9 protein-coding genes are annotated in these 13,603 nt (G+C 69.8%); 7 read left to right on the top strand and 2 right to left on the bottom strand.

Annotation, left to right across the window (positions count from 1 at the left end):
* The first annotated feature begins 293 nt into the window (after nucleotides 1-293).
* Both ACFU9P_RS13930 and ACFU9P_RS13925 read left to right on the top strand, forming a co-directional pair.
* Complete coding sequence (locus ACFU9P_RS13930; protein ID WP_384079956.1) at nucleotides 294-2,645, top strand: esterase-like activity of phytase family protein; 2,352 nt, start codon at nucleotides 294-296, stop codon at nucleotides 2,643-2,645.
* A gap of 389 nt (nucleotides 2,646-3,034) precedes the next feature.
* On the top strand, nucleotides 3,035-4,348 hold the full coding sequence (locus ACFU9P_RS13925; protein ID WP_384079953.1) for a peptidase: 1,314 nt from the start codon (nucleotides 3,035-3,037) through the stop codon (nucleotides 4,346-4,348).
* Between the two features lie 146 nt (nucleotides 4,349-4,494).
* Here the strand turns inward: ACFU9P_RS13925 and ACFU9P_RS13920 are convergent, their stop codons facing one another.
* The gene (locus ACFU9P_RS13920; protein ID WP_384079950.1) at nucleotides 4,495-5,949 is read right to left on the bottom strand and encodes a helix-turn-helix domain-containing protein; all 1,455 of its coding nucleotides are present in this window, start codon (nucleotides 5,947-5,949) and stop codon (nucleotides 4,495-4,497) included.
* Nucleotides 5,950-6,185: 236 nt separating this feature from the next.
* Between ACFU9P_RS13920 and ACFU9P_RS13915 the strand changes: the two genes are divergently transcribed.
* From ACFU9P_RS13915 to ACFU9P_RS13900, 4 genes are all read left to right on the top strand, one after another.
* Nucleotides 6,186-6,956, top strand: coding sequence for a DUF4232 domain-containing protein (locus tag ACFU9P_RS13915; protein WP_384079947.1), 771 nt, complete (start codon nucleotides 6,186-6,188; stop codon nucleotides 6,954-6,956).
* A 100-nt stretch (nucleotides 6,957-7,056) separates the two neighbouring features.
* Nucleotides 7,057-7,623 (top strand): dihydrofolate reductase family protein, encoded by a 567-nt coding sequence (locus tag ACFU9P_RS13910; RefSeq protein WP_384079944.1) that lies wholly within the window; start codon nucleotides 7,057-7,059, stop codon nucleotides 7,621-7,623.
* A gap of 285 nt (nucleotides 7,624-7,908) precedes the next feature.
* Complete coding sequence (locus ACFU9P_RS13905) at nucleotides 7,909-8,508, top strand: hypothetical protein (RefSeq protein WP_384079941.1); 600 nt, start codon at nucleotides 7,909-7,911, stop codon at nucleotides 8,506-8,508.
* A gap of 165 nt (nucleotides 8,509-8,673) precedes the next feature.
* Nucleotides 8,674-9,270, top strand: coding sequence for a hypothetical protein (locus ACFU9P_RS13900; protein WP_384079938.1), 597 nt, complete (start codon nucleotides 8,674-8,676; stop codon nucleotides 9,268-9,270).
* Nucleotides 9,271-9,309: 39 nt separating this feature from the next.
* Here ACFU9P_RS13900 and ACFU9P_RS13895 read toward each other — a convergent pair whose 3' ends face one another.
* Nucleotides 9,310-11,328: a PA14 domain-containing protein gene (locus tag ACFU9P_RS13895; RefSeq protein ID WP_384079935.1), complete on the bottom strand. Its 2,019-nt coding sequence runs from the start codon at nucleotides 11,326-11,328 to the stop codon at nucleotides 9,310-9,312.
* Nucleotides 11,329-11,746: 418 nt separating this feature from the next.
* On the opposite strand from ACFU9P_RS13895, the gene ACFU9P_RS13890 reads away from it, so the two are divergent.
* Entirely contained in the window at nucleotides 11,747-13,492 is a 1,746-nt protein-coding gene (locus ACFU9P_RS13890) for a trypsin-like serine protease (protein WP_384079932.1), read from the top strand.
* Nucleotides 13,493-13,603 lie beyond the last annotated feature (111 nt).

Genomic DNA, 13,603 nt, shown 5'->3' with positions numbered 1-13,603 from the left:
CCAGTGCAGCCAATTGTCAGGAGCATGACCGGAATGCGGGGTGCCCGAGGGGTGAACGTTACGCGCCGGTACGGGGGTTGGGCCCGCTCGCCGTACGGGGGCGGCTCGGCCCGTACGGTGCGCCGGACCGGTCCGGTCCCATGGGCCGGACCGGTCCCGCCCATCGGCCGGGGACTTGGCGTCAGGACCGGGCCGCGTCGATGTCCTTCGTCGGGCGTTCACCCGGAAGCCGTTCCGTACTCGCTCGCCGGTGAAACGATCCTGCTCCGTCACTGTCGTGCAACGGAGAAACGATGCCCCCAAAGAGAACCTACGCCGCACTCGTGGCCGTAGCAGTCACCGCCGGCATGCTGGCCGGCACGGGCGCGGCGAGCGCACACCAGAAGGCGAGCGCACAGCAGAACGCGGCGAGCGCGCACCACGAGTCGCGGCGGCCGGTCGCCTTCGACCGCACCGCCACCTACCCGGTCTTCCAGAACCGGCCGGCCGGCGAGGACGCCGCCTCCCCGACCGTCGCCGAGATCTCGGCGACCAGCGAGGACGGCCGTACCCTCGTCTACACCGACGCGGCGGCCCGGCGGATCGGCTTCCTCGACATCGGCGACCCGGACCGGCCGCGGGGGCTCGGAACGCTGTCGCTGACCGAACTCGGCGACGCCGAGGACGAGCCGACCTCGGTGGCCGTGGTCGGCAAGTACGTCCTGGTCGTGGTCAACACCAGCGCCTCGTACACCGAACCGTCCGGCCGGCTCGACGTCATCTCGCTGCGCGACCGCAAGCGGGTGGCGACGTACGACCTCGGCGGCCAGCCCGACTCCATCGCGATCAGCAAGGACAAGCGGTACGCCGCCATCGCGATCGAGAACGAGCGCGACGAGGAGGCGACCCCGCCCGGAGGCGAGGAGGGCGACCTGCCCCAGCTTCCGGCCGGCTTCGTGCAGATCGTCGACCTCAAGGGCGACGCGCCGAAGCAGTGGCGTACCCGGGCCGTACCGCTGACCCAGCCGAACGGCGCGGCGCTGTCCGCCCTGGTCGCCGCCGGGATCACCGAGCCGACCGACCCGGAGCCGGAGTACGTCTCCATCAACAGCCGCAACCAGCTCGCGGTGACGCTCCAGGAGAACAACGGCGTCGTCATGCTGGATCTGCCGACGGGCAGGATCACCAAGGCCTTCAGCGCCGGTACGGCGTCGGTCAGCGGCATCGACACGGTCGAGGACGGCAATATCGACCTGACCGGCTCGATCACCGACGTACCGCGCGAACCCGACTCGATCGGCTGGGTCGACGACCGCTATCTGGCGACCGCCAACGAGGGCGACTGGCACGGCGGCACCCGGGGCTGGTCCGTCTTCGACAGCCGCACCGGCAAGGTCGTCTGGGACGCGGGCAACAGCTTCGAGTCGATCGCCGTGCGGTACGGGCTGCACAACGAGGACCGCTCCGAGAACAAGGGCACCGAGCCGGAAGGCCTGGCGATCGCCGAGTTCGACGGTGTGCGCTACGCCTTCGTCGGCTCCGAGCGCAGCAACTTCGTCGCCGTGTACGACCTGAGCCGGCCGACCGCCCCGGTCTTCCGCCAGGTGCTGGCCACCACCAACGGCCCCGAGGGGCTGCTGCCGATCCCGTCCCGCGATCTGCTCGCGGTCTCCAGTGAGGAGGACGACGCCTCGGTCAACGTACGGGCCTCGGTGAGTCTCTTCCGCCTGGGCCGCCAGGGCAAGGACGCCCCGGCGTTCCCGAGCCTCGTCTCGGCGGCGGACTCCACCGGCGCGCCGATCGGCTGGGGCGCGCTGGGCGCGCTCTCCGCCGTACCCGGCAAGCCGCACCAGCTCTACAGCGTCACCGACGCGGCGTACTCCACCACCAGGATCCTGACCATCGACGCGGCGCGGCAACCGGCGGTCATCACCCGGGCGTTGACCGTCAAGGACGCCGACGGCCGGCCGGTCGGCTACGACGCCGAGGGCATTTACGCCCGTCCGCAGGGCGGCTTCTGGCTCGCCGTGGAGGGCGCGAAGGGCGCGGACGACAAGCTGGTCCGGCTCAACGGCGCCGGGCAGACCCAGCAGGTCGTCCCGCTGCCGGCGGACGTCGCCGCGGGCCTCGGCGGACAGGGCTTCGAGGGCGTCACCGCGACCACCGACCGCAACGGCCGCGAGGTGGTCTGGGCCACGCTTCAGCGTGAGGTCAAGACCGACCCGGCCGGGATCGTCCGGCTCGGCCGGTACGACGTCACGGCCGGCACCTGGAGTTGGTACGGCTACCGGATCGGCAGCACGACCACCCCGGGCGACTGGATCGGCCTCTCCGAGATCACCGTGGTCGGCGACAAGCTCGCCGTCATCGAGCGCGACAAGCTGAACGGCCCGTCGGCCAGGATCAAGCGGGTATACACGGTCGACCTGCCCAAGTCCGCGGCCCCGTCGGGCCCGCTGCCCGTCCTTCCGAAGAAGCTCGCGCACGACGTACTCCCCGACCTGCGCGCGACGAACGGCTGGACCCAGGAGAAGCTCGAAGGCCTGACGGTGGCCGGCAACGGCCGGGTCTACGCCATCACCGACAACGACGGCCTGGACAACGCCACCGGCGAAACGGTCTTCCTGGACCTCGGCGCCGGCAAGAAGATCTTCGGGCGCCACTGACCCTCAGCGGCCCTCAACAAAGCCCCGGGCCACTGGCCCGGGGCTTTTCCATGGAGCGGGTCACGTCACAGGCCGACTTGGACGCCCCTCGTCTCACCATGCCGACATGAGCAGTTGGCTTCCAGCACGCCTCCACAAGGTGACATGGATCATAAAAGTGCCTCGTGCGGCGAGCACAACTATCCCCTTGTGCGGCAATTGTCTCGCCTGTGAGAGCGGTGTGCCGTACCGGTCGCCTGCTTAATGCGCTTCCGATAACGGTGTTTCCGGTCATACGATCAACGGCGAGGCCCTGCGTGGGTGTTGCCGCAGCGGCCGCCTCAGCACTCTTTCGAACCCGCTTTTCGAGCCTGTTTCTGGACCTGTTTTCGGACCCGCGAAGGACTCCGTTGAAGATTCGCCGCACTCTTGCCACGGCCGTCGTCGCCGCCGTGACCACCCCCGTCGTCCTGCTCTCCGTCACCCCCGCGCTCGCCGACGCCAAGCCGTCCGCCGCGTCGCGGGCGCAGCAGCAGGGCGAGCGGGACAAGCCCTCCGTCGAGGAACTCAAGGAGGCCGCCGAGAAGGCGCAGAAGGCGTACGACGACGCCGTTGCCGCGGACAAGGCCGCGCGGGCCGTCCTCGAAGCCGCCCTCTCCGACGACGCGCCCCTCGCCGTCGCCGCGGAGACCGCCAAGCAGGAGGCGGCCCTCGCCGCCACCGCCAAGGAGAACGCCGACAAGGCGCTCACCGACGCCCAGGCCGCACTTGCCGCGCTGCCCGAGACCGCCACCGCCGAGGAGAAGGCGGCCGCGGAGAAGGCCGTCACCGACGCCGAGACCGCCGCCCTGTCCGCGGGAGACGCCAAGGCCGCCGCCGACGAGAAGGCCGCGACGGCCCGTGAGGCCGCGGATGACGCCCGTGTCGCGGCCGTTCGGGAGTATTCCAAGGTCCAGAACGCCACGAAAGAAGCGCTCAAGGCCAAGGAGGCCGCCGACAAGGCGCTCGCCGACGCAGAGGAGGAGGAGACGGAGCCGGACGAGCCGGACTGCGTCTTCGAGAGCAAGCTCAAGACCGTCGTCACCGGCCTGCCGTCCAAGATCGTCGCGGGCTCGACGACGGACTTCTCGCTCCGCGTGACCAACGGCACGGACAAGACGCTGGACGAGGTCTTCCCGTTCGTCTACTTCCACGCGACGGACAAGAGCGGCTACAACGTCATCGACAAGGCCTTCCACCTGCAGTGGTCGACCACCGCGTCCCCGGCATGGAAGAACGTGGAAGAGGTGGGCAGCGCCGGCTCCATCAGTCCGCTGAAGGCCCACGCCCACGCCGACGTGAAGCTGCGCCTGAAGGTCGACGCCAAGGCCCCGGCCGGGGACGGCCTTGCCTTCGTCGCCGGTGACTACATCAACGACGAGTCCTGCGGCGGCAACCTCCCCACCGAGTACGCCTTCGAACTCCTCGCCGCGGGCAGCGCCGTCGACGACGTCGACGACGCCAAGCCCGGCAAGAGCACGCCGGGAACCCCGGACAACAGGGCGCAGGGCGTCACGTCCACCACCCCGGTGGACTCCGGCGACGCCGCCGTCACCGGCTCCCTCGCCAGCACCGGCTCCCCCTCGGCCCTCCCGCAGTTCGCCGCGGCGGCCGGCGCGGCGGTGGTCCTCGGCGCCGTCGCGGTCTTCGCCGTCCGCCGCCGCAACGCCGACTCCGCCTCCTGACGGCCGTAACGGCTCAACGGCGTTACGGCCTTCTGACGGCGCCCGTAACGACCGTCTGACGCGGCCTCATCCGGCCGCGCCGCGTAGCGAGGGCGGCTCCACCGGTCCAGGTGGAGCCGCCCGGCGCGGCGGGAGAACCCATGCCCTCAGCCGGGAATCTCGGGTTCCCACTCGTCCCGCCCCCACCCGGAGTCACCGAGCGGATAGGTGTACGCGGGCCGCCCCGCGTTCCCGCTCGTACGGAAGGGCTTGCCCTTGTCGTCGAGGCGTACGGTGCCGTGCCGGTCACCGCTGGACCAGTCCAGCTCCAGGTACCAGCTCACATTGTTCGCCCGCGCGTCGGCGAAGATGTAGAAGACCTCGGGATCCGACTCACTCACCTTGTACGGGAAGTCACGCTGCCCGGCCCTGGGCGAGACCGCGGGCCGGCCGGCGTCGAGGTCCACACCGAACGACACCGTCTCCACGCCACCGCCGCACCCGACGCCCATCGCGAAGTCGTTCCAGGCGAGCGGAGCGCTCTTCGCCGCCACCCGTACATGCAGTGCCTCCAGGACGACCGTCGCCTTCCCGGTGCCCTGCACGGTCAGCGCGAGCATCTGCTGCCCGGCGGCGACCCCGCCGAGAGCGGTGACCCACCCGCGGGCGTCCGGCTCGGCCGGCGGCGGAGGCACCTGTTCGGGCTGCTGGTCGACCAGGTAGTGCTGGCTGCAAGGATCGTCCCACTTGTACGGATTGACGGCGACGGCGGGCGCGGTGGCCCCGTCCTCGGGACCGTCGCCTGAACCGTTGCCCTCCGCCGCCTCGGACTCAGCACTCCGGGATGCCGGGGCGGGGGCGGAAACCGTGGGACTGCCGCTGCGCGAGGTGGACGGCGAGGCCGACCTGCCCTTCGCGTCGGCCGGTTCGGAGGCGCCGGGACTGCTGCCGGCGGACTCGGAGGCAGGGGCCCCCACGGACTGCTGCCCGCTCCGGTCGTCATGTCCCTTGTCGGGTACGAGGTTCACCACGAGCGCGGCCGCGGCAACGGCGGCGACCACGGCGGTACCGGCGAGGACGACGGTACGCCGACGCCGCGCCGGGGGAGTTCCCGCCGGGGACTGCCGCTCGACCTGGGGAACGTCTGCGGCGGGGGTTCCGGGCGTGGCTGCGGCTCCGGACCGGGCTGCGGCTCCGGGCGTGGGCGGCGCTACGGGCCTGGCCGCTGCTTCGGGCGTGGGTGCCAGTCCGGGCCTGGCCGCTGCTCCGGATCCGGCTGCTGCTTCGGACCCGGCTGTCCCGGGCACGGCCTCCGCTGTCTCCGCTGTCTCCGCTGTCCGCGCCTGCGGTTCCTCCTCCGCTGGGGCCCTGACCGCCTTCTGCCCGCGCCGGGCATCCGCGAGAATCCACCGCCGGTGCAGCTCCACCAGTTCCTCGGGCGTCGCCTTGCACACCCGGGCGAACCGCTCCACGGGCGCGTAGTCCGTCGGTACGGCGTCCCCGTTGACGTACCGGTGAAGCGTGGACGCACTCATGTGCAGCCGCTTCCCGAGCACCCCGTAACTGAGCCCGGACCGCTCCTTCAACCGGCCCAACAGCTCCGAGAACTCGTCCGCCGCCACTGTTCCTCCCTCACTTCACGTCCCGGACCGTCCTCTTCACGTCCCGGACCGCCATTCCAGGCGCAGGTCATTCCCCCAGGCCAGCGCTGTCGCAAGCGTTCCGGCGTTCCGGAAGTCCCGGCAGTTGTGGCGGCCGGGACGGATCACCGCACAAGCTCAGGCCATCCAAGCACGCCGCTCCCGGCACCCGGTCGAGCGGCCTGTGCACAACACCCGTACCGCACCTGGGGGATCACATGTCCGTACGTACCAACCGCACCCGCATGCTCGCCGCCGCCGCACTCACGGCCGCCACCCTGACACTGACCGCGTGCAACAACGGCGAGGGCACCCGCGACGAGGGCGCTTCGACGGCGTCCGCGTTCACCGCGTCGACCTCGTCCGCCTCGTCGCCCACGGCGCCCGGCACGCCTTCGCCCGAGGCGAGCGAGGGAACGTTCAAGGCGGCGGGACAGGCCAAGTCCGGCACCTCCGCCCACTCCGCCGCCTCGGCTCCCAAGGGCTCGACGGGCGGCGCGGCCCCGACGAGTGGCGCGGCCGGTTCACGGCGAGCGACGAGCGCCCCGGGTTCGACGGGCTCGCACAGCTCGGAGTCCGTCCTCAACCCCTGCTCCAGCACTTCCACGAGGACGACCGCCACGGTGGTCTCCCGCCCGCTGAACCACCTCCTTCTCACCGTCACCAACACCGGCTCCAGGAACTGCGACCTCATCGGCTACCCGGCCGTCCGGTTCGAGGAGGCCCAGTCCGTCCCGCCGGCCATCGAAGCCTCCAAGCCGCAGGCCGTGGTCACGCTGCCCCCTGGTGGGTCGGGCTACGCGAGCGTCCTTCTCTCGGCAGCGGACGGCAGTGGCTCCAACGGCTACACGGCCAACTCCCTCAGGGTCTACTTCGACCGGAGCCCGGGCGCCGCCCACCCGTCACTGCCCAGCGGGGGTGTGTACATCGACAGCTCGCTCCGCGTCTCGTACTGGCAGTCGGACATGGCCGACGCCTTGGCCTGGTGACGCACAGGCCGGCTCACCTTCGGTTGTTCCCGTGAGCCGCGATGAGTCCTGGGGCGTCCGGCGGTCATACGGTGGAACCCGTCACCGAGGAGGACTTCTGATGCGCAGCGTGACCTATTCGATGAACGTCTCACTCGACGGCTACATCGTCGGGCCGGACGGCGGCTTCGACTGGACGACGGCGTCCGACGAGGAACTCTTTCGCTTCGCCACCGACGAGGTGCGAGAGGTCGGCGTTTATCTGTTGGGACGGCGGCTGTACGAGACGATGCTGTACTGGGAGACCGCCGACCAGGACGCATCGCTCGACGCCTTGAGGCTTGAGTTCGCCGCGATCTGGAATCGGCTCCCGAAGGTGGTGTTCTCCACCACGCTGTCGTCGGTGCGGGGCAATGCCCGCCTGGCCTCCGGCGGCGTGGCGGAGGAGATCGAGCGGTTGCGGGCCGAGCCGGGGGAGGGCGAGATCGCGATCGGCGGCGCGACTCTCGCCGCCGAGGCGGCCGCGTCGGGCCTGATCGACGAGTACCGGGCCAGGGTCTGTCCGGTGCTGGTCGGCGGCGGCATTCCGTTCTTTCCCCGGCGTGAGCGCCGGGTGGATCTCGAACTGGTCGAGACCCGCACCTTCGGCTCGGGAGTCGTCTTCCTCCACCACCGCGTGACGCGCTAGCGGCCCGTCCGCCAAGCCCTGGGATCTTCACTGGGATCTTCACTGAGAAAACCTCGGCAAGCACAGCGTAATGCCGAGTATCAAGGAGCTTGTTGCTATTCGGCTAAGTCTGCTTCGCATTCCACTTGGCGACTGACTTCGTCTGCTGTTCTACCGGAAGGAATTACCCGGAGGGTTGACCGGTACTATCGTGAGCGCGAAGAGATGCCTCACGGGAACTGGCCTGCCGTTTTCGTGATAGAGTCTCAATGAATTCACAGGACGCCACGAAAAAAGGGGAATGGCGTGAACACCGAGAAGGTTGCGGCCCGACGTCTTACGGCCGAGGAGGTTGCAGAGTTGGGCCTCCAGGACGGCATCTTCGTCTCGGCAGAGATGGATGGCCTTCCTCTCGACTGCTACGCCCCGGCTTTCCTCACGGAGCCGGGTAAGAATTTCGAGGGAGGGTCCTTCACCGCGAGGACGATTTTCGGTGAGGAAATCCATGTCCTCCCGGACAATTCCGAAGAGCGCGGGATCTGGGTTGCCGACGAGGCGGGGGAGGAAATCGAGGTTCTCCAGAGCGCCGGCGTCCTCCTGAATCTCGCCCTCTTCGTTCCCAACGGGAACAAGGAATCCCTGGATTCGCTCTACTCCGCCGCGCGGGACGCATTCGGCGTGGGGATCGTTCAGCGCTGGAGCGAGGAAGCCGTCGCGGTGCCGGACGTCAAGGTCGACCTGTTCGAGGAGCCGATCCGGGGCCGGAAGAACACGAGCAGCCAGAACCGCGACCGCCGCGCCCTGGACATTTACCCGACCCGAGTGCGATTCCTGGAACCCAGCGATGGCTGGAAGTTCATTGTCGAACCGCACAAGGAGGTCGTCGACGACACACCGACGATCTGACCTGTCGGCAGTCAGCGGCTCGGCAAAACGCTCGGCTGGGATTTCCCAGCCGAGCGTTTTGCGTGCAGGAAATCCGTGGCCATAAGGTACGAGGCCGTCCTGGTCTGCGCGAGTGATTGACAAGGAAGGACCCGCCGGTTCCATCGTGACGGTCGTGGGCGGCCCATGACACCCCCGACGGACAACAGCCTCCCGGACCTCGATACAGCGTGGGAATCCCACTGGGGCGACACGCCCCCGCTGGGACACCTGCTGCGCACCGCTCAGCCGGACCGATGGGTGCGTTTCCACAGCCTGCCCCGGTCCAAGAGATACGCCGTCACCGAGGAGGAGTACGTGACCCTGCTCGGACGGCAGCACATGCTCCTCGCCGACCTCGGAGCGCCGCAGGATCTCGTGGTGATCACCTGCGAGTGGAGCGATGACCCATCTCCGCGCGGACGTGAACCGGACGTGGAGCAGGTCGCCCCGGGTGACCCCTGGCGGACCGTTCTGGAGGACGAGACCGAGGCGCCCGAGTTCCGCACGTACACGCACCTCTATATGGGGACACTCACGAACCTGCCCACGACTCTCGATCCCTTGCTGCGCAAGGTCGCGGACTTCGAGACGGCGGGGGTCATCCTCGCGCCGAGGGGTCTCGGATGGCTTTTCCATCCATACGACGGCGGGGTCGACGTCATCACCGCGACCCCTGCCGAACGGGACGCACTGAGCGCGCGCCACCCGGATTGGCTCTCGCGGTACCCCGGGGGCCTGTAGCACTGAGCCCCCGGGGTCCGCCCGTGATGTGTCGAACCGTCAGCCCGTCGTCGGCGGTACCAGGACCCAGTCCGCGCCGGGGGCGGTTTCCGTGCCGTCGGGGAGGACGGCCGTCACCCAGTAGTAGTGGGTCGTGCCGGAGGACGCTGTTGTGTCCGTGTACGACGTGAACGCGTGCGGGTCGGTGCCGGTCAGCGGCTCGTACCGGCCCGTGGCCCGGTCCCAGCGGTATACGCGGTAGCCCGTCGCGTCCTCGACCGCGTTCCAGGACAGCTCCACCACGCCCCGCGTCCCGGCCTTGGCGTTCGGGTACAGGGGCGAACCCGGCGGAGTGGGGACCGTCGGTGTCAGGTCCGGCGCGGTGACGATCCTGACGTCGGCCGCCTTGGTCCACCGGTAGTTCGAGTTGCCGCTGGTGTCGACGGCGTCGATCCAGAAGCAGCGCTCGTAGCCGTTGGGGTTCGCCGCGTACAGGTAGTGCGTGGTGGCCTTGCTGAGGTAGGCGTACTCCGCGCCGCTGCACATCGTCTCGCCGTCGTCGTCGCGCAGTACCTCCCCGACGTAGACCACGTACCGCGCGAGGTCCGGCTCGGTATTCGCCTTCCAGTTCAGCACGATGCCGTACTCGGTCGCCTCGGCCGTGAGCCCGCCGACGGCGGCCGGCGGGGTGAGGTCCCGGACGGGTTCGAGCGTGGTGACGGACGCGGTGCCGGAGGCGAGCGACTCGCGGCCTCCGTTGTCGTAGCCCTTCACCACGTAGTGGTACGTGGTCTTGGCGCCCGTGGCGACATCGGTGCAGCTGTACTGCTTCCGGCCGTCGGCGAGCGTGGTCGACCACGCGTCGCACCGCACCGGCTCGCCGGTGGTGTCCACCGGCAGGGACGTGGAGCGGTAGACGTGGAAGCCGAAGTAGCTCCCGTCCGTGGCCGGTCTGACCTTCCAGGTCAGCACCGCCCGATCGGCGTCGGCACGGGCGGTGACCTCGTGCGGCGCCGCGACGGGGCGCAAGGCCTCCGCACCGGCGTAGCCGGAGTACCGGCCGGCCCCGTCGATGGACCGCACCAGGTACGTCCGTCTCTCGGAGCGGGGGGCCGCGGTATCGGTGTAACCGGTGGTGGCCGTCGCGCCGAGGAAGCGGATGCTGCCGTCGGTGGCGCGCCACTCGACGGAGTACTTCACCGCTCCCGGCACCGCCTTCCAGGTCAGCTTGTTGCCGGCGTCCAGGCCCTGCGCGGCCAGCCCGGCCGGCGGGGCCACGGCGATGCTGGTGACCGGTACGTCCGCGCTGCCCGCGGAGACGTTGCCGGCCTTGTCGTACGCCCGGACCTCGTAGTAGTAGGTGCGGCCGGTGGTCGTGGGCAGGTGCGCGAACGAGGTGCCGGTGGTCGTGCCGATGTAGGCCCAGGTGGTGCCTCCCGACTCCCGCCGGTACAGGCGGTAGCCGCCGAGGTCCATCTCCTTGTTGCGCGCCCAGGACACCACGGCCTTGGCGGTGGCGTTGTCGAGCCTGCCCGTCACCGCGCTCGGGGCGAGCGGCCGGACCTTGTCGACCGTGGCGGTGGTCCGGGGAGCGTACGAGAACTTGACGTTCGCGGACCCGGTCCAGGCGACGAAGTCGACGCGCAGGGTGTGCTTGCCGGCGGGGACGGTGAGGTTGACGGACTTGCTCTGGGTGCTGGAGACGTTCCGCCACAGGTCGATCTTGCGGACGCCGTCGAGGTAGACGCGGATGCCGTCCTGGGACGCGGCGGAGAACGTGAACGGACCACCCGAGCCGAAGTCGCGGGCGACGCTCCAGCGCACGGCGAAGTTGTCCCGGGGCAGGGTGACGCCCGCCGGGTCACCGGTCCCGTAGTTCTCGCTGATGGCACTGTCACAGGCGGTCAGCTTGGGTGTGCCGCTGAAGGTGGTGTTGGCGTAGAACTGTGCCTTCCAGGTCGGAGAGGCACACGTCACGTCCGCGACGGCCGGGGTGGCCGTGGCGCTGAGCAGCGTGCCCGCGACAACGCAGACGACGCCCGCCGCACTGGCGACGGTCAACCGGTTCTGGGGTCTCACCCGGTTATGGGGTCTCACAGGTCTCACAGAAAGAGGCTTCCTTTCAGCCATGATCAGACGGGCTAGGAAGTGACTACCGGGAGTCTCATTTGGTTGTACGCCCGGGCGGTGGGACCAGCGCCTCGGCCATGAGGTGGATTCGTCAGACAAATGGAAACTTTTCGGTGAACACTTCGCCGGGTCGCGGCAGATGGTGGCCGGATCCCGCTGCCGGGGCCTAGCATCACTTCGCCGGAGGGGGGCTCCGCGGTGGGGGTCGGCCGAGTTGTCTGAGCCGACGATTCCTTGAGCGTCGTCAGCCTGTGTGTCCCTCGGGCAGTCCGATGCTTTTTCCTGGGGGATCCGGAGACACCGAGTGATACCTGTCAAGCGCGGCTTCATACGCCGTGCGGTCCTTTTCTGCCTGTCGGGTGCGGCGTTGGCTCTCGCGCTGCCCGCGGCGGGCCCCGCCCTGGCGGTGAACGGCCCCGCTCTCACGGGCGCCGGCACGGCCCGTACCACCGTCGGCAACCCCGTCGCCGGCAAGACAGCCACCGGCAAGACCGTCACCGACGAGGCCACCCTGCGCGGGCGCGTGGTCTCCGCCGGCCGCGCGGTCGCCGCCCAGCAGGCCGAGGAGCCGGCGGCAACCGCGGCCACGACGCCGAGCACGGCGGGTGACAAGGGCGCGCCGTCGCCGTTCATCATCGGCGGCACCGAGACCACCATCGCCAGCGCGCCGTGGATGGTCCAGCTCTGGTACGCCGATGAGGCCGCCGACGAGTACTACTTCTGCGGGGGCACCCTGGTCGCCCCCAACAAGGTGCTCACCGCCGCGCACTGCGTGAACGGACTCGACTGGCGCAGCTACGGCGTCGTCAACGCCGGGGTGACCAGCACCGAGTCGAACGGCGTCCTCGCCGGCGTCGCGCGCCAGTGGCAGCACCGCTCGTACGACGACGCGACCGTGCGCAACGACATCGCCGTGCTCACCCTGGACAGGCCGCTGAAGCAGCAGTGGCTGCGGCTGGCCCAGACGCACGACAGCGCGCTGTACAAGGCGGGCACCACCGCCACCGTCTACGGCTGGGGGCTCACCTCGGGCGCGTCGGACGCGCTGGCGACGAAGCTGCGCAAGGTCAGCCTGCCGCTGGTCAGCGACACCGCCTGCAACACCTCGATGAAGAAGATCCTGGGCAGGGACTACTTCGTCGAGGGCAGCATGATCTGCGCCGGCACGCCGGCCACCGGCTCCGACGCGGGCACCAAGGCCACCTGCAGCGGTGACTCGGGCGGTCCGCTGATCGCCGGCGGCAAGATCATCGGCATCGTCTCGTGGGGTGTCGAGGGCTGCACGGCCAAGGGCGCCTACTCGGTGTTCACCAAGGTGCTGCCGTACACCGGGACGGCCACGCCGCGGATCGAAGACACCGACTACAACTACGACGGCCGTGCGGACCTGGTGGCGCGGGCGCCGTCCGGGAACCTGTTCGTCCAGAGCAGCAAGGGCACCTCCCTCAACCCGGCCGTGTACGTCGGGCCGGGCTGGCAGCCCCTGTCCTGGGCCCTGCAGACGGACGTCGACCGGGACGGCGGCTGGGACATCCTGCTCCGCGACAAGAACGACGGCCGGCTCCACCTGATGAAGAGCGACCCGCTCACCGGAGCGTTCAAGAACATCGTCCTGACGACGGTGTCGGGCGCCTACGCCTCGTACGCCATTCCCGGTGACGTCACCGGGGACGGCCGCCCCGACCTGGTGACCACCGACACGGCCGGCAACGGCTGGGTGTTCCCGGGCAAGGGCAACGGCGAGTACAACTCGCGGGTCAAGTTCGCCACCGGGGCGCTGAAGGGCTACAAGATCTTCGGCCGCGGCGACTACAGCGGTGACGGCAAGCCCGACCTCCTGGTGCGCGACACCCTCAACCGGGTGTTCCTCTACCGGGGTACGGGCAGCCCCACCGCGCCGTTCCAGGCCCGCATCACCGTCCGTACCGGCTGGACCTTCACGTCGCTGATCGCCTCCGGCGATGTCACCGGCGACGGCCTCGCGGACATCATGGCGCGGGACACCGCCGGCACCCTGTGGCTGTACCCGGGCACCGGCAAGGCGAGCGCGGACATCTTCGGCGCGCGCAAGCAACTGGCCACCGGCTACAACAAGTACAACCTGCTGTTCTGAGCAGCGGCCGAAGGGGCGGTCCTTCCGGTCGGCCCATCGGCCAACTCTAGGCTCGGCGCCCCGGCGGGGCAGGAAGTCCCCCCCCGCCCCCCTTTTGCAGCTCTTTGGGTC

It is taken from the genome of Streptomyces sp. NPDC057617 (assembly GCF_042800555.1).
Classification (GTDB): Bacteria; Actinomycetota; Actinomycetes; order Streptomycetales; family Streptomycetaceae; genus Streptomyces.
Note: the sequence above shows the minus strand (reverse complement) of the source record. Positions and strands in the feature narration are given on the sequence as shown.

Coding starts and splice junctions, on each gene's coding strand:
- ACFU9P_RS13930 (WP_384079956.1), top strand. CDS start 294: ATGCCCCCAAAGAGAACCTACGCCGCACTCGTGGCCGTAGCAGTCACC.
- ACFU9P_RS13915 (WP_384079947.1), top strand. CDS start 6,186: ATGTCCGTACGTACCAACCGCACCCGCATGCTCGCCGCCGCCGCACTC.
- ACFU9P_RS13910 (WP_384079944.1), top strand. CDS start 7,057: ATGCGCAGCGTGACCTATTCGATGAACGTCTCACTCGACGGCTACATC.
- ACFU9P_RS13900 (WP_384079938.1), top strand. CDS start 8,674: ATGACACCCCCGACGGACAACAGCCTCCCGGACCTCGATACAGCGTGG.